Source organism: Pseudomonas sp. FYR_5, from assembly GCF_043106315.1.
In the GTDB taxonomy this organism is placed as follows: Bacteria; Pseudomonadota; Gammaproteobacteria; order Pseudomonadales; family Pseudomonadaceae; genus Aquipseudomonas; species Aquipseudomonas putida_Y.
The window spans coordinates 170,985-186,234 of the sequence record NZ_JBICMK010000100.1; the positions used below are offsets into that span (position 1 = coordinate 170,985).

Annotated in this window: 13 protein-coding genes; 4 read left to right on the forward strand and 9 right to left on the reverse strand. The window is 61.1% G+C overall.

Translation table 11 applies throughout. From position 1 onward, the window contains the following. Positions 1 to 1,248 carry an NAD(P)/FAD-dependent oxidoreductase gene (locus ACF8RA_RS21635; RefSeq protein ID WP_392488131.1) on the forward strand — a complete coding sequence of 416 codons (1,248 nt, stop codon included), beginning with the start codon at positions 1 to 3 and terminating at the stop codon, positions 1,246 to 1,248. A gap of 123 nt (positions 1,249 to 1,371) precedes the next feature. Here ACF8RA_RS21635 and xenA read toward each other — a convergent pair whose 3' ends face one another. Further along, a complete protein-coding gene (gene xenA / locus ACF8RA_RS21640; protein ID WP_010952388.1) occupies positions 1,372 to 2,463 on the reverse strand; it encodes a xenobiotic reductase XenA in 1,092 nt (363 codons plus the stop codon). Positions 2,464 to 2,512: 49 nt separating this feature from the next. Between xenA and ACF8RA_RS21645 the strand changes: the two genes are divergently transcribed. Continuing rightward, positions 2,513 to 2,848, forward strand: coding sequence for a helix-turn-helix transcriptional regulator (locus ACF8RA_RS21645; protein WP_021783354.1), 336 nt, complete (start codon positions 2,513 to 2,515; stop codon positions 2,846 to 2,848). A 130-nt stretch (positions 2,849 to 2,978) separates the two neighbouring features. Here the strand turns inward: ACF8RA_RS21645 and mqo are convergent, their stop codons facing one another. The 5 genes from mqo to ACF8RA_RS21670 all read right to left on the reverse strand — a co-directional run bounded on the left by mqo (position 2,979) and on the right by ACF8RA_RS21670 (position 7,724). Next, a complete protein-coding gene (mqo, locus tag ACF8RA_RS21650; RefSeq protein ID WP_176685079.1) occupies positions 2,979 to 4,616 on the reverse strand; it encodes a malate dehydrogenase (quinone) in 1,638 nt (545 codons plus the stop codon). A 327-nt stretch (positions 4,617 to 4,943) separates the two neighbouring features. Further along, entirely contained in the window at positions 4,944 to 5,135 is a 192-nt protein-coding gene (locus tag ACF8RA_RS21655) for a YhfL family protein (protein ID WP_003254720.1), read from the reverse strand. Between the two features lie 178 nt (positions 5,136 to 5,313). Then, the gene (locus tag ACF8RA_RS21660; protein WP_392488132.1) at positions 5,314 to 5,502 is read right to left on the reverse strand and encodes a hypothetical protein; all 189 of its coding nucleotides are present in this window, start codon (positions 5,500 to 5,502) and stop codon (positions 5,314 to 5,316) included. 334 nt (positions 5,503 to 5,836) lie between these two features. After that, on the reverse strand, positions 5,837 to 6,565 hold the full coding sequence (locus tag ACF8RA_RS21665; protein WP_392488133.1) for an SDR family oxidoreductase: 729 nt from the start codon (positions 6,563 to 6,565) through the stop codon (positions 5,837 to 5,839). Positions 6,566 to 6,725: 160 nt separating this feature from the next. Next, positions 6,726 to 7,724 carry a LacI family DNA-binding transcriptional regulator gene (locus ACF8RA_RS21670; protein WP_176685082.1) on the reverse strand — a complete coding sequence of 333 codons (999 nt, stop codon included), beginning with the start codon at positions 7,722 to 7,724 and terminating at the stop codon, positions 6,726 to 6,728. Between the two features lie 243 nt (positions 7,725 to 7,967). Between ACF8RA_RS21670 and ACF8RA_RS21675 the strand changes: the two genes are divergently transcribed. Continuing rightward, positions 7,968 to 9,566: an FGGY-family carbohydrate kinase gene (locus tag ACF8RA_RS21675; protein WP_392488135.1), complete on the forward strand. Its 1,599-nt coding sequence runs from the start codon at positions 7,968 to 7,970 to the stop codon at positions 9,564 to 9,566. 25 nt (positions 9,567 to 9,591) lie between these two features. After that, on the forward strand, positions 9,592 to 10,551 hold the full coding sequence (tal, locus tag ACF8RA_RS21680; protein WP_392488136.1) for a transaldolase: 960 nt from the start codon (positions 9,592 to 9,594) through the stop codon (positions 10,549 to 10,551). 99 nt (positions 10,552 to 10,650) lie between these two features. On the opposite strand, the gene ACF8RA_RS21685 is transcribed toward tal, so the two are convergent. The 3 genes from ACF8RA_RS21685 to ACF8RA_RS21695 are packed head-to-tail and all read right to left on the reverse strand — an operon-like array spanning position 10,651 to position 14,619. Beyond that, on the reverse strand, positions 10,651 to 11,859 hold the full coding sequence (locus ACF8RA_RS21685) for a hypothetical protein (RefSeq protein ID WP_392460375.1): 1,209 nt from the start codon (positions 11,857 to 11,859) through the stop codon (positions 10,651 to 10,653). 10 nt (positions 11,860 to 11,869) lie between these two features. Beyond that, the gene (locus ACF8RA_RS21690; protein ID WP_392519569.1) at positions 11,870 to 13,750 is read right to left on the reverse strand and encodes a hypothetical protein; all 1,881 of its coding nucleotides are present in this window, start codon (positions 13,748 to 13,750) and stop codon (positions 11,870 to 11,872) included. An 8-nt stretch (positions 13,751 to 13,758) separates the two neighbouring features. Next, positions 13,759 to 14,619 carry an SH3 domain-containing protein gene (locus ACF8RA_RS21695; RefSeq protein ID WP_176685087.1) on the reverse strand — a complete coding sequence of 287 codons (861 nt, stop codon included), beginning with the start codon at positions 14,617 to 14,619 and terminating at the stop codon, positions 13,759 to 13,761. Positions 14,620 to 15,250: the final 631 nt, after the last annotated feature.

Here is a 15,250-nt window from a genome sequence, read left to right on the forward strand (position 1 = left end):
ATGGTCGAAACCGCTGAAACCGATATCGCCGTGGTGGGCGCCGGCATTGTCGGCGTCGCCTGTGCCCTGCAACTGGCCCGCCAGGGCCATCGGGTAACGCTGGTCGACCGCCAGGCGCCCGGCCTCGGCGCGTCCTTCGGCAATGCCGGGCACCTGGCAACCGAGCAAGTGTTCCCGATTGCCGACCTGTCGATCCTCAAGCGCCTGCCGCGCATGCTGCTCGATCCGATGGGCCCGCTGCGCCTGGACTGGAAATACCTGCCCAAGGCCATGCCGTGGTTCACGCGGCTGCTGCTCAACCTGCGCCCGGCGCCGTTCCAGCGCAGCGTGGCTGGCATCCGCACATTGAACGAAGGCAGCCTGGGCGCCTGGCACCGGCTGTTGAGCTCGATCGGACGCAGCGAATTGTTTCAAGAGGATGGTTCGTTGCTGGTGTTCGAGAAGCCTGAGTCACGCCAGGCGCTGGAGGCGTTGCGCACACGCATGCAACAGCAGGCGGTGCCGGTGGACTTCTGGTCCGCCGAAACCGTGCGCGAAGCGGCGCCGCAGCTCAGTCCGTCACTGTTGGGCGGACTGTTCTTTCCACGCACCGGGCACTTCATCGACCCTTATCGGGTGGTGTGCGAATTGTTCGAAGCGGCCAAGGCCAGCGGGGTACGCTTTGTCCAGGCGCAGGTCGATGGCGGGCAGCTACACAGTGCCGGCGTGAGCCTTGCCAGCGACCAAGGCATGCTCAATGCCCGCCAGGTACTTGTCAGCTGTGGTGCGCACTCTGCGAAACTGACCGCCGCGCTGACAGGCAAGCGGGTGCCGCTGGATACAGAACGCGGCTACCACCTGATGTTGCCAGGTGAGCACCAACGCCTGCCGTTTGCCGTCACCTCGCTTGAGCGCAAGTTCATCATGACGCCCATGGCCGAAGGCTTGCGCCTGGCTGGCACTGTGGAGTTTGCCGGGCTTCAGGCACCGCCGAGCATGCAGCGGGCTTGGCAGTTGCACCGGTTGAGCAAGGGGTTGTTCCGTCACGACTTGAGCGTCGAAGGGGCAACGCCGTGGATGGGTTTCAGGCCTTCGTTGCCAGACTCATTGCCAGTAATCGACAGGGTGTGCAATGGGCGGGTGCTGTTGGCGTTTGGGCATCAGCACCTGGGGTTGACCCAGGCGGCGGTGACGGCGGAATGGGTGGGGCGGTTGGCTGAGCAGGCTGGTGGGCCTGAGATGAGTGCATACCGACTGGATCGGTTTTAGCCTTTACCGGCCTCTTCGCGGGCAAGCCCGCTCCCACAGAGAGGGTGCAGCATCTGACACCTGTGGTGTCTCTGTGGGGACGGGCTTGCCCGCGAATGGGCTGCAAAGCAGCCCCTCCAAGCCTCAGCGGTAACGCTCGAGCCAGTGCGCATACGGTGCCGGCAAGGTCCAGGACGCTTTTTCCACCCCCAGTTCCTTGGCCGCAAAGTAAGCCCAGTGCGGGTCGGCCAGGTGCGCGCGCCCTACCGAAACCAGATCCAGCTGGTTGGCCTGCAATGCGGCCTCCGCCAACTGCGGCGTACCAAAGCCCCACGCCGACGTCACGGGCAGCTTCGCTTCGCGGCGCACGCGCTCGGCAATCGGCCCCATGAACGCTGGCCCCCAGGGGATGTTGGTGTCGGGAATGGTGAAGCCGACACTCACGCTCAGCAGGTCGAGCCCACCGGCCTTGAAGCGGCGGGCCAGTTCGATCGACTCTTCCAGGGTCTGCTCATCGCGGCCATCGTACTCCAACACACCAAAGCGCGCGGTCAGCGGCAGATTCTCCGGCCACACTTCGCGCACGGCGGCCAGTGTTTCCAGCAGGAAGCGGCTGCGGTTGTCGAAGCTGCCGCCATAGGCATCGGTGCGCTTGTTGGAGTGCTCGGAGAAGAAGCTCTGGCCCAGGTAGCCATGGGCAAAGTGCAGTTCTATCCACTCGAAGCCGGCATCACGCGCACGGCGGGCGGCATCGACGAAGTCCTGCTTGACCCGGGCGATATCGTCCAGCGTCATTTCCCGTGGCACCTTCGGCAGGTGCGCGCCAAAGGCAATGGCAGACGGGGCAATGGTCTCCCAGCCACGTGCATCGTCGGCGGCAATGTGGTCGTCACCCTCCCACGGGCGGTTGGCGCTGGCCTTGCGCCCGGCGTGGGCGATCTGGATGCCCGGCACGGAACCGGCAGCCTTGATGGCCTGCACCACCGGTACGAACGCCTGAGCGTGGGCATCGCTCCAGATACCAGCACAACCGGGCGTGATACGCCCTTCCGGCGCCACAGCAGTGGCTTCGACCACCAGCAAGCCCGCACCACCACGGGCCAGCCCGGCCAGGTGCACATGGTGCCAGTCGTTGATCATGCCGTCTTCGGCCATGTATTGGCACATTGGCGGAATGGCAATGCGGTTACGCAGGGTGACGTCTTTGAGGGTGTAGGGTTCGAACAGTGCGGACATGGGAAACTCCGGGCTCATTTGATTACTGTTGTTCGATCATAATCGAACTATGGCAATTAATGAAACCCCCGTTATCATGTCAACCATGCGAGCCTATAAACATCCCAACCCCGAAGACCTTATCCTTGAACGCCTGCTCTATGCGCTCAGCGACCCCGTGCGCCTGGAAATCGTCCGTCACCTGGCCGGCGTGGCCGAGGCCAGCTGTGGCGAGCTGGACGGAGGCCGGCCGAAGTCGAGCATGTCCCACCACTTCCGTGTGTTGCGTGATGCAGGGCTGGTGCAAACCCGCAATGTGGGGACTACCCATATGAATTCGCTGCGTAGCGAGATGCTGGATAAGCGGTTCCCGGGGTTGCTGGAGTGCATACTGCGCCAGCAGTGATACCTGTGCAGGCCTCTTCGCGGGTGAACCCGCTCCTACCAGGGATGGCGATAAGCCCGAGGGTTGCGCTGTGCTTGGCAAAAAAAAGCCACGAGGTCTCCCCCGTGGCTAGTTTCACAACAATGGCCGATTACAGCGCCATGTCGTTCTCGGGCTTGCTCTCAACCGGGTCGCTCGCCGCGCCACCGAACTCAACGCTGGCGTCGATCACCGGCGGTTTCCCCAGCTGCAGCACTTCAGCGGTGTAGTTCCACTCTTTCTGGGTGGCCGCTGCCGAATCGTTCAGCTTGGTGCCGTAGCTGGGCACGATTTCCTTGATCTTGGCCTGCCACTCTGGGGTAGCGACCTTCTCCTTGAACACCGTTTCCAGCACGTGCAGCATGATCGGCGCAGCAGTCGAAGCACCCGGCGAGGCACCCAGCAGGCCCGCGATGGTGCGGTCTTCGGACGCCACCACTTCAGTGCCCAGCTTCAGCACGCCGCCCTTCTCGGCATCACGCTTGATGATCTGCACACGCTGACCGGCCTGCCACAGGCGCCATTCTTCTTTCTTGGCGTTCGGGAAGTAGGCGCGCAGGGCTTCGAAGCGATCATCGTCAGACAGCATCAGCTGGCCCGCGAGGTACTCGACCAGTGGGTACTGGTCGATACCGACTTTGGTCATCGGCCACACGTTGTGGGTGGTGGTGCTGCTCAGCAGGTCCAGGTACGAGCCATTCTTCAGGAACTTGGTCGAGAAGGTGGCGAACGGGCCAAACAGGATCACGCGCTTGCCATCCAGCACACGGGTGTCCAGGTGCGGGACCGACATGGGTGGCGCACCGGTCGAGGCGATACCATAGGCCTTGGCCATGTGCTGCATGGCCACGGTCGGGTTCTCGGTCACCAGGAACGAACCGCCCACCGGGAAGCCTGCGTATTCCTTGGCTTCCGGAATACCCGACTTCTGCAGCAGCTTCAGCGCGCCGCCGCCGGCACCGATGAACAGGAACTTGGCGTCGGTGGCCGACTCGGTGCCGTCCTTCAGGTTCTTGTATTCGACGTGCCAGGAGCCGTCCTTGTTGCGGGTGATGTCCTGCACTTCGCTGGACAGCTTCAGGTCGAAGCCTTTCTGGGTCTGCAGGTGGCCAACGAACTGGCGGGTGATCTCACCAAAGTTGACGTCGGTACCGATTGGCGTCCAGGTCACGGCCAGCTTCTGCTTCGGGTCGCGGCCTTCCATCATCAGCGGGACCCACTTGGCGATCTGCGCGTGGTCCTCGGAGTACTGCATCGGGCGGAACAGCGGGCTGGTCTGCAGTGCGTCGTAACGTTTCTTGAGGAACTTGATGTTGTCATCGCCCCACACGAAGCTCATGTGCGGGGTGGTGTTGATGAACGAGTGCGGGTTCTTCAGTACGCCCTGGCGTACCTGCCACGACCAGAACTGGCGGGAAATCTGGAAGGCTTCGTTGATTTCGATGGCCTTGGAGATGTTGACGTTGCCGTCTTTGTCTTCCGGGGTGTAGTTCAGCTCGGCCAACGCGGAGTGGCCGGTACCGGCGTTGTTCCAGCCGTTGGAGCTTTCTTCGGCCACGCCATCCAGGCGCTCGACCATTTCCATCGACCAGCTTGGCTCCAGCTCGTGCAGCCACACGGCCAGGGTCGAACTCATGATGCCGCCGCCGACCAGCAGCACGTCTACTTTCTTGGTTTCTGCAGCGTGCGCTTGCATGACGCTTGCAGCGACCGCCAGACCCAGCAAGGTCTTGCCAGCTTTCTTGAACATTGATCATTTCCAGTCAGGAGAACAGAGTGAGGGCCTGTGGCTGGCCCCGGTAAAGCGTGTTCTTCAGCGCAGGCTTGTTGTTGATCATTGTTCAGCAGCCAGAGAACCAGAAAACGACTCGGCCTTTGGTCGAATTGACCGACAAGGCTGAATCGTTTTTCCGATTGTATCTGAAATGCCAGCACAAACAAATTGCAGGCCGGGGCGTCAAGGCGACCGGTTGCCCCAGCGGCAGAATGTCACGCTAAAAACAAAAACCCCCGACCATGTACATGACCGGGGGCCTTGGATCACGCCGCACGCGTCGCGATCAGGGTACCGCCAAGATTACTGCTGCTGAGGCAGTTTATCGATCGGGCCGCAGCCACCGATGATCTTGGAGATGGAAACCGAAGGGTGGAACAGGTAGTCGTAGGTGCAGTTTTTCGGTTGGTTGTAAACTTGGCCAGTGCAACCCGACAGCAGGGCAACACCCGATACGACAGCAACGGCTACGGTGGCCTTGAACAGCTTTTTCATTACTCAGTCCTTTAAATGAATCATCTTCGACCATCGTCTGATGGCGGCCGAATGATACAGAACCCAGGCAATGGATCCAAGTCACAAAGTGCAATGACTCGTTGCAGGCGAGCAACAAAAAGCCCAGCTGCGTAGGGCCCTTTAGAGTGCGAAACGAAGGCCATGAATATGGCGCCTATCACCAGCCCCCTTCAAAGCGCCGCCCTATGAACAGCCCAATCCCGACACCCAGTGCAATAATTGACAGAGTTACCATTTTCAACCCTGACCCTCCATCTTCGCTGGCAAAGACGCCGAATGCCCCGCCCGCCAATACCAGCGCCAGCCATTTTTTGCCGGTGTACAGGAAAGTTCGTTCGAACTTCATTTCACGCATCCCTTCGTGACAACACCGAGAATTTTTCACGCACCGGGCTTGGATGCCAACCCGCTTTTCTAGCGGCCATTTTTGGCAGCCGACGATTTAGCGCTGTGACAACTTCGCAGTGTTCTATCAACGAATGCTCGGCGTCCTGCTCGTGCGGCGCAGAACCATGTCGAGACAGCCTTCTTGCAATTGCAGATGTAGGCACATTCACCGGCGGATCTGCGCACTTTTTACTTCCGAACCTTCATACCGACTCAAGGTCACCCAGCACACTTCCAGGCGGGCGCACTCCCCGTGCATGAGCGACCTTGAGTCACGATGAGGCTCAACTTGCTTACATATCAAATGCTGACGGCAGAACGATCATGTCCCGAATGGTCACGTTGCGCGGGCGGGTGAGCATATACATCACCGCATCCGCGATGTCGTCGGGCTCGATCAGGCTGCCGCTCTCCTTGGCCTTGCGCAGGTTTTCTTCCGGCCAATCGGCCAGCAGGGCGCTGCTGACCGGGCCAGGCGAAACCGCCCCCACGCGGATACCATGGTGCTTTACCTGCCGCCGCACAGTCTGCACAAAGCCATTGACCGCCCACTTGGAGGCCGAGTACACCGGTTCCCAGGGCACCGGGAAATGGCCCGCCACCGAACCGGTCACCACAATGTCACCCTGGCCGCGATCGATCATGTGCGGCAGCACATCATGCACGTTCCTGACCACGGCATTGATATTGAGATTCAGCATGCGGTCGATGGCTGCCACGTCGTTTTCAACGAACTCCCCGCCCACATAGCATCCAGCATTGGCGTGCAGGATATCGAGCTGGCCGGCAACTGCCAGGATGCCCGGCATCAGGGTCGCGCAGCTGTCAGGGACGAGCAGATCGATCACCAACGGGATGGCAGCCTCACCCAACTGCTCACAGGCCTTGGCAAGCAATTGCTCGTCACGGTCAACCATAACCACCCTGGCCCCTGCTGCCACCATCGCCGTGGCGGTTGCCAGGCCTATTCCGGATGCAGCACCGGTCACGGCCGCCACTTTACCCTGCAGGTGCATTCCCATCAGGCATCTCCCCGCGCCCGCTCAAGGGCGCTGTTGTCATTATTATGTAGACGTTTACATGCAGCATCACATGCGTGCCGCCATATCTGATGCCAGGGTACATAGATATGTCAACGTCTACATTTGCATCGAAATATGTAGGCAGGTCTGGCCTGCGGGGTCAGAGCAGCAACTGGCCTTCGATTATCTGATTCTGTGGTGACAGCGAAGGGTCATCTATCTGGTCCAGCAACATGTTGATTGCTCCAATCCCCAGTTTCACGCTGCTATGGCTGATGCAAGGGATAGGTTGGCCGTAGATTTCGGCATAGCGCACCTGGTCAATGCTGAACAGCGCAATGTCGTCGCGGCTCAGGCCCAATTCGCGCATTGCCTGCAGCGCGCCCAGGGTCATCAGCGCGTTCAGGCCGAAAATGACATCGGGCCACTTGCCGCTCTGCAGGTAGTTGCGCACCGCGTCCCGGGCCGGCGCCTGGACGAAGTCGCCGTGCACAACCTCCAGAACGGTCGGTTCTGGCCACTGTTCCAGTGCCCGACGGATCCCGGCAAGGCGCGACAAGGAGATGTTGGAGCGTTGCGGCCCGGCCACTACCAGCAGCCGGCGCAAGCCCTGTGCAAGCAGCGCCCGAGCGCCCTGGTAACCACTTTGCTCGTTGTCCAGGTACACGCCGGCGAATGGGGCGCCAGTCAGCTGACGGTCGATCTGCACCACCGGGATCGACGACATCAGCAGCTTGGGCAGGTAGCTTGGCTGGTAGGTATCATCATCGCTGATAGCCGACAGGATCAGCCCCGCCACCTGATAGCTGAGCAGCGTATCGATCGCCCGCGCCTCCAGCTCTTCGGAGCCATCGGTATCGAACAACATCAAGGTGTAGTCGCGCTTCTTCGCCTCGCGCGTGATCGCCTTGATGATTTCACCGTAAAACGGGTTCTCCAGGCTCGCCGTCACCAGGCCGACCAACCGGCTTTCACGGTTCTTGAGGTTGCGGGCAAAGGCATTCGGCACGTAGTTGAGCTCGCGAGCCACTTTCAGTATCTGCTCTAACGTCTCCTTCTTGACCTTCTCCGGTTGGTTGAGCGCACGCGAGACCGTGACGGTGGTCATGTTCACACGCTTGGCGATGTCGGTGATGGTGGCTTTGACTGGTCTGGTCATGAACGCTCGGAAGGTGGCGAAGGCGCGGGTACGTTGATGACCGGATTTTCGCCGATTCGGGGCCAACCGACAAATCGCAGCAGATTGTAGGAGAAAAGATGCTGTGTTAGCTTCATGAATGTAAACGTTAACATTGCACTGCCCAACACTTGATCAGCCTGTCATTGCACAAGATCCGGCTGATCTGCTTTTGCAATGCTGACGAGCACCAAAACCCAACAGACCAACAACAAGGGTGTACGTATGGATTACGTGATCGGTGTCGACATCGGCACGCAGAGTACCAAGGCACTGCTGATGTCAACGCAGGGGGAAGTGCAGGCACAGGCATCAGCCAGCTATCAGGTGGAGCAGCCCCGCCCGTTGTGGGCACAGCAATGGCCACACGTGTGGCTGGATGCGGTGTACGACACGGTGGCCGCCAGCGTCCGCCGAAGCCAGGTGCCGGCAGCCCGGGTCAAGGCCATTTGCATCAGCAGCCTCTACGGTGGCTCGGGCATCCCGGTAGACGCTGATATCGAGCCTCTGCACCCCTGCCTGATCTGGATGGACCGGCGGGCTATCGCCGAGGCCGAATGGGTGCGCAGGCACCTGGACGTCGAGCAACTGGCGCGCATCACCGGCAACGGCGTTGACAGCTATTACGGCTACACGAAGATGCTCTGGATCAAGCGCAACCTGCCAGAGGTCTGGAGCAGGACCCGCTACTTGCTGCCTCCCAACAGCTATGTGCAATACCATCTGACCGGAGAACTGGCGGTGGACCACAGTTCTGCAGGCAATATCGGCGGCATTTATGACCTGGCGGCACGCGACTGGTCGCCTGACATGATGGAAGCACTGGGCATCGACCCCGCGCTCATGCCACAACGCCTGGTGGCGCCCGGGCAAATCATCGGCCACCTGCTTCCGGCGGCAGCGCAGCGGTTGGGGCTGCTGCCTGGCACGGCGGTGGTCGCTGGCGGTGTCGATGCGGCGATGGCAACACTGGCAGCCGGGGTGGTTGCCCCGGGCAACCATGTGGCGATGCTGGGCACCAGCATGTGCTGGGGCTTTATCAAACAGCACAGCGATGCAAGCCCTGGCCTGATCAACATGCCTTATGTGCACGAAACCGCCACCACCACCTACAGCTTTGGCGGCGCAATTACTGCAGGCGCTGCAATCAGTTGGTTCCGTGAGCAGTTCTGTACCGAGGAAAAGCAGGCGGCGGCCCTGGCACCCGGCGTCGAGGTGCACCAGTTGATCGAACGGGAGGCTGCCAAGACTCCCGCAGGTGCAGAAGGCCTGCTGTTCTTGCCGTACCTCATGGGCGAGCGCACCCCCATCTGGGACGCCAGGGCTTCGGGTGCCTATGTCGGCCTGTCGCTGTTCCATCACAAGGCCCATCTGTACCGCGCGGTACTCGAAGGCCTGGCCTTTGCATTGCGCCACAACATGCAACAAGGCGGTGATGCAGGGTGCAACCTTGACCCGCAACTGATCGTGGTAGGCGGTGGCACGGCCTCGGACCTGTGGATGCAAATCATCGCCGATGTTACCGGGTATGACGTGTTCACCATCGAAGAGCAAGTGGAAGCACCTTTAGGCGGCGCCGTCCTCGCGGCCATGGCAATAGGCGCGGTCGAAAATGTCGAGGTCATCCGCCAGTGGCGCACCCTGCGCCTGCGGGCCCGACCAGACCCTGCGAACACAGCCTTGTATGACCAGATGTTTGCCCATTACTGCGCTTCCTATGACGCATTGAAACCGATCATGCATCGCCTGGCCGACCTGGCAAGGCAGCAGCCAGCAACTGCGCCTGCCACCCTGTCACGCACCGCCCAGCCACTTGCCGACTGAGATCAATCACAAGAGAGATGCCAACATGTCCACATGGCTTAGCCAGCTGAAGCAACACAGCACAGTGGTCGCCGACACCGGCGATGTCCAGGCGGTACGCCGTTTCGCGCCGCAGGATGCCACCACTAACCCTTCATTGGTGCTCAAGGCCATGAAGTCGGGCCAGTACGACACCTTGCTCGAAGACCTGTGCACCACTGCCGTCGCCTCCGGCTTGCCCACGCCGGAGGCGATCGAATATGTCTGCGACCGCCTGGTGGTAGCCTTGGGCTGCAGCTTGATGCAGTACGTCCCAGGCCGGGTATCGAGTGAGGTAGATGCAAGACTGTCGTTCGACACACAGGCAAGCATGATGAAAGCCCGGCGGTTGACCGCACTGTATGAGGCCGCCGGCGTCTCACGCGACCGCATCCTGATAAAGCTGGCGGCAACCTGGGAAGGTATCCGCGCGGCGGCTGAACTGGAGCGCGAGGGTATTCAGTGCAATCTGACGCTGATCTTCAGCCTGGCCCAGGCCCGCTCGTGTGCGGAAGCCGGGGTGTTCCTGATTTCGCCATTCGTGGGCCGGGTACTGGATTGGCATCGCCAGGCCCTGCCTGAAACAACGTTTGTGCCAGCACAGGAGCCGGGGGTCGGGTTGGTCATGGCCTGTCAGCACTTCATGCGCCGCCACGGTTACGCCACATCGGTGATGGCGGCGAGCTTTCGCAACGTGGGTGAAATCGTTGCGCTGGCAGGATGCGATCGGCTGACGATCAGCCCGGCACTGCTTGAGGAGCTGGCTGCCACCGAGGGTAGTCTACCGGTTGCCCTCGTCGAAAACGCAGAATGCGAGACGCCGCCAGCACCACTGAGCGAGGCTGATTTTCGCTGGCAAATGAATGAGGATGCGATGGCGACCGAAAAGCTGGCTGAAGGGATACGCGGCTTCACCCACGATCAGCGGGCGCTGGAGGCACTTGTTGGGCAACGTTTCGGGGGATGAGGACGGGTGCTCACCCAGTTGCCTGAGCCAACCTGACAGCGGGGCTATGCCCTCGGCAATGTATGGTCGCCGAGGGCTTTGCTCATCAGCCATCAACCGTCAATTGGTTTCCAGCTGATACGCCTTGCTCACGAACAACGCCGCAAACAGGCTCTTGCCTTCCTTGAAGGTGTACTGCTCTTCGAACTTGCCTTCCTCGACCAACTTCTGCCCGATGGCACATTCCGAGTCACTGTGGTTCTTGCCCTTGGAGCCAAAATCACTGCTCCACGATGACAGCCCAACCTCCTGGCAGAAAGCTGCGAACTTCGCCTTGGGGACTTGCTGCTGGTAATCGCTGAAAGCCTCTTTCAGCGGTTTGAAGCCGCTGTAGCTCACCGAGTAGTTCTCGACCTTTGCCTTGCGCGCAAAACCACTCACTGTTTCGGCCAATACCGACTGGCCGGTGTAAGGGCTGTATGCCCCGATCAGCATGGCACTGAGCGCACTCTTGAGCTGGGTTTCGACATCGTCCAGCTCCGGCAGCGACTGGAAGTCGGCCTTGCGCACGATCTCACCTACCTTGGAGCCATCGTTACGGTGGGTCACGACAAACGCCATCGAGCCTTCACCGTCACTGGAGCGCTTGATGGTGAAGTCCAGGTCAACCGTGGTGCCAAAATCGCCCGTACTGCTGACCAGAAACGCGCCAGTCACCGGCTGGCGGACCGCCATGTTGGCCCCCCAGGCGAACCCCGACTCAGTGGCCCGGCCATTGGCGGTCAGCTCTGCACGCGGCTGGATCTCGTCGCTGACATCAGCCACCAGAACCACTTCGGCGCCCTTGCTGGCAACGAAGGGGTTGGCCATCTGCATGCCGAGCAGCTGGATGTGAATGGTACCGTCCTTGCTGTCACCGTCGTGAGACAGCTTCAACGCATCGGCTTTCAGGTATATGCCAGCAACATTGCGGCTGACGTTGAGCTGGTACTTGGCCCAACCCGCCAGGCCTTCTTCCGTCGAACTGCCGCGGACCGACTCCATCAAGCCCGACAGGCCGCGCATGAACTGTTGGGCGCCGTTGGTCTGCGCCGCAGTTACACGAATCTCAGGCTCGGCGACGGTCAGGTTGCCCGAGAACGCCGAGTAGGAAATGTCACCCTCAGAGAGTACATCCTCAAGGAAGTAACGCTCCTTGAAGTCGTCGTAGTAGGCCAGCGCAGCCTTCTTGCCCGAGCTGGAGACCATTGCATAACCACCGCCGAGCACCAGCACCGCCGCGGCCACACCGCCAATCAGCAGCTGCTTCTTGTTCATCTGTTTGATCATGGTGTTTGCCTCACTGGACCATCGCGGAAGCGTTGTTCCAGTCGTTCACGTACTTTTGGGAGACCTCGGGGGTCCAGCTGAAATCGATACCGGCGTTGGGGAATTCCTTGGCCAGTACGGCACCGAACGACACGCGGTCGGCACAGTGGTCCTGCTTGCAAGCCTCGGGCTCACCCACGCTGTAGGCCCGGTAGGTAGGCACGGCACGGCCATCGTCCAGCGGGTAGTACGGCGTGGCGTTGGCCACCTGGGTCACGTACCAGCCTTCGCTGTATTCCTCGTCAGCGACCAGACGGCCCTTGCTCGGGAAGTCGATGGTGTAGAAGTCGCCCTGCGTGCCGGTAACGTGCACCATCATCGGCACCACGCTGGCCGAGGTCGCAGGGTTTTGCTGCTCCAATGGCGAAGCGAAGCGCACCTTGATGCCGGCCATTTGTGCCAGCGCCTCGGTTTCACGCCCCTTGAAGTCGCTCATGCCATCCTGCAACTGCTGGTAACGCTCCAGTACGCGAGTATGCACACGGGCCAGTTCCTGTTGGCGCTGACGCTCTTCACGCACCCGCCGCTGCTCACGCTGAACCGCCCAGTTCGTACCCTCGCGCACATCGAAGAACAGGCCCTGACGGTTGATGCCGATGCGGTTGCGGGTAATTTTCTGCGCGTCATTGCCCCAGATGTTGTTCGAGATCGCCGACAGGTCCTTGACGATGAACAGGGTGGCCACATCCGTGGTGGTCGGCGAGGTGGTCTTGATCAGGTCGAAGATTTCCAGCGCAGCTTCCTTGTACTTGGCCGCGTCCAGGGCAAACGACTCGTCCGGGGTGACCACCACGTAGTACGGGTCGCTGCCGAATGGGCGCAGTACGCCGTAGCTGGAACGGCTGAAGGTCAGGTACACCTTCATCTGCCGGCCGGGGATTTCGCCCACCAGGAACGCGGCTTGGTCAGCTTGCGCGGTGAGGTAGGAAACAGCCTTGTTCTTCACCGCAGGCTCGAGGTTCTTGATGAAGATCAGGCCGCTCGGGTGCGCGTAGACGCGGTTCCAGTTATCACCCCGGTAGGTGCCCACGGCCTTCCAGCTGATTTTTTCGAAGCTGCCTTCGCCAAAGCCGGAGGCCGGGCACGGCATGGCCGGGGTGGTGCCGAACGACAAGGTGTCGCCATCGCCGATGATCGACTTGCTGAGCACCCATTTGCAGCCGGCGCCGTCCGTTACCTGCATCAGGTTGCGGTTTTCCAAGACCACCGAGCGGCCGAAGTCCGAGGTGGGGGCTGCTGCTACTGCTGTGGCAGGTGCCGGAACAGGCGGCACAACAGGGGCTGGTGCCGGGGCTTCGGCGGCCGGCGCAGGGGCCGGTTCTGCAGCTACGGCTGGGGCAGGCGCGGGTGCCGGGGTAGCTTCTGCTTTCGCGGGTGCGGCTTCAACTACCGCCGGGGCTGGCTCAGCAGCAGGGGCTGAAGCCGCTGCAGCAGCAACCGGTGCTTCTGGCTGCACAGGTGCCGGCACTGGCGCAGGTGCTGCAACCGGCGCAGGGGCAACTGCAGCAGGCGCGGCCGCCAGGGTGACCAGCCCCAGGTTGCTGGCATTGCCCGAGCCGCTGGCGTACAGGTTGCCCTTGGCATCGACCGCCTTCCAGCTCACCTTGGCGGTCGAGCAGTCCTTGGCGAACACGAACGGCAGCTTGGTCAGCAGGCCCGACAGCAGTTCCTGGTTATCCCAGGCCGGGCGGGTAATGGTCAGGTCGACCTGGGGCTTGCACCAGGTGGTGGCATCCCCAGGCACTTCGACCTTGATGTTGTCTTTCTTGGAAAAGGCCAGCTCGTGGGCGAACGCCTGCGGTACCAGACCACAAGCGCCGATCACTGCCAGCGCGAGCGCGTGCTTTTTCATGGAGTTCCTCAGATCAGTTCCCAGGTGCCATTGGCTTGTTTGCAGAAGGTGTTCTGCTCTTGCTCAGTCTTGCCGCTTTGCGATTTCAGGCTGACGGTGACCGGGCGGCAGGCCGCTTCGGCGGCAACTGTCTGGGTCGGCAGCGACTGCACCGAGTCCAGGTCGAAGCCTTGGGTTTCCTTGCTGGCAGCAACGTCCAGCTCGTCCAGGTTGACGGCTGGCGTTACGCGCTTGGCGACCGCTTGCGCCTTGGGCTCGACGTAGTTCTTGTGCACGTAGCCCACAGTCACGCCCTTGCGCCCGACCAGGATCCAGTCACCGGTGGAGCCCACGGCAGTGAATTCGGTGTGGTTCTTCAGGCTGCCGACCTTCTCGCCAGTCTGATTGGGCGCGGCGCGCACATTGAGGTTGTCGCTGGTGGTCACATACGGCTCGTTGATCAGCTTCATCGACGGCACCGCCTGGATCTTCGGCGCGCGCTTGACCTCGACCTGCTTGGTCTTGGTGTATTCCTTGCCCGGCACGATCTGCGCGGTGGCGCCCGAATGGTCGGACTTCCAGGTCACCGGCTGGGCGCTGGCGGTGGTCTGCTGCTGGCTCAGCACCTCCTGGGTGCGCAGCGCCAGAGCCTGCTGGTCCTTCTCGTCCAGCATGTGGCCGATACGGTTGCCCATGTAGGCACCGATGCCACCTGCGATCAGGGCTGCGGCGATCTTGCCGTTACCACTGCCCATGGTCGAGCCGATGGCCACACCGGCCAGGCCACCGATCACGGTGCCCGCTTGCTCTTTGCTGATCCCGAGCTGTGCACAGGCCGTGGTAGAGGCGATGGCGACCGCCAGAAGGGACGCGACGAATTTCTTACGCAAGTGGAGCACTCCATTTTCGGTGGGGCGCACAGCCGCGTACCGCAGCCAATGGTTGGCGGCAGCATTCGAGTTTGTGCGGGGTTTTCAGAAAGTGTGCAGCACTGGCCGCAGACGACAATTCAGCCGTCCAGCGAGGGGCGCAGAGGGAGACCAGTACGGCGCAAAGCATCCAACGAATCCATGTCAGGAAGAGTTCATCGCCCAGCGCGCGTAATCATTACGGCGTGTTACCTGGGCGTGAGTGGCGTATCAGAGGGCCGCATTGTAGCCCAAGGTGCCATTGGCAGTTCAAGACAAAATGTTGCAGGAAGCCTGTCTGATTGATTAGTAGAAATCCGTCCTACAACTTGTACTCAGAATTATCCCCTTCCTTGTAGGGCGTTTCCCAAACATACTGCCAACCCGCTCAAACGGTTGCGACGGATTCGGTCGCGCTCTAGTCTCGGCTCGTCGTTGTGAAATCAGCGACCGGCTTTGACAGGCCGACTACTCAAGTCTCCGTTGCAGCGCTTAATGGCAGCTGTGCATGGGGCACATTCGTGTGCGCCGGGTCCTTGGGTACCGGTCTGTCAACCCATGTATAGCTGCCTCCATTCGTTTGACAGCGTTGCCAGGCGGCTCCACTACCCAA

Bases quoted from the DNA above. Each gene is read 5' to 3' on its own strand.
- ACF8RA_RS21635 (WP_392488131.1), top strand. From the start codon at position 1: ATGGTCGAAACCGCTGAAACCGATATCGCCGTGGTGGGCGCCGGCATT.
- xenA (WP_010952388.1), bottom strand. From the start codon at position 2,463: ATGTCCGCACTGTTCGAACCCTACACCCTCAAAGACGTCACCCTGCGT.
- ACF8RA_RS21645 (WP_021783354.1), top strand. From the start codon at position 2,513: ATGGCAATTAATGAAACCCCCGTTATCATGTCAACCATGCGAGCCTAT.
- mqo (WP_176685079.1), bottom strand. From the start codon at position 4,616: ATGTTCAAGAAAGCTGGCAAGACCTTGCTGGGTCTGGCGGTCGCTGCA.
- ACF8RA_RS21655 (WP_003254720.1), bottom strand. From the start codon at position 5,135: ATGAAAAAGCTGTTCAAGGCCACCGTAGCCGTTGCTGTCGTATCGGGT.
- ACF8RA_RS21660 (WP_392488132.1), bottom strand. From the start codon at position 5,502: ATGAAGTTCGAACGAACTTTCCTGTACACCGGCAAAAAATGGCTGGCG.
- ACF8RA_RS21665 (WP_392488133.1), bottom strand. From the start codon at position 6,565: ATGGGAATGCACCTGCAGGGTAAAGTGGCGGCCGTGACCGGTGCTGCA.
- ACF8RA_RS21670 (WP_176685082.1), bottom strand. From the start codon at position 7,724: ATGACCAGACCAGTCAAAGCCACCATCACCGACATCGCCAAGCGTGTG.
- ACF8RA_RS21675 (WP_392488135.1), top strand. From the start codon at position 7,968: ATGGATTACGTGATCGGTGTCGACATCGGCACGCAGAGTACCAAGGCA.
- tal (WP_392488136.1), top strand. From the start codon at position 9,592: ATGTCCACATGGCTTAGCCAGCTGAAGCAACACAGCACAGTGGTCGCC.
- ACF8RA_RS21685 (WP_392460375.1), bottom strand. From the start codon at position 11,859: ATGATCAAACAGATGAACAAGAAGCAGCTGCTGATTGGCGGTGTGGCC.
- ACF8RA_RS21690 (WP_392519569.1), bottom strand. From the start codon at position 13,750: ATGAAAAAGCACGCGCTCGCGCTGGCAGTGATCGGCGCTTGTGGTCTG.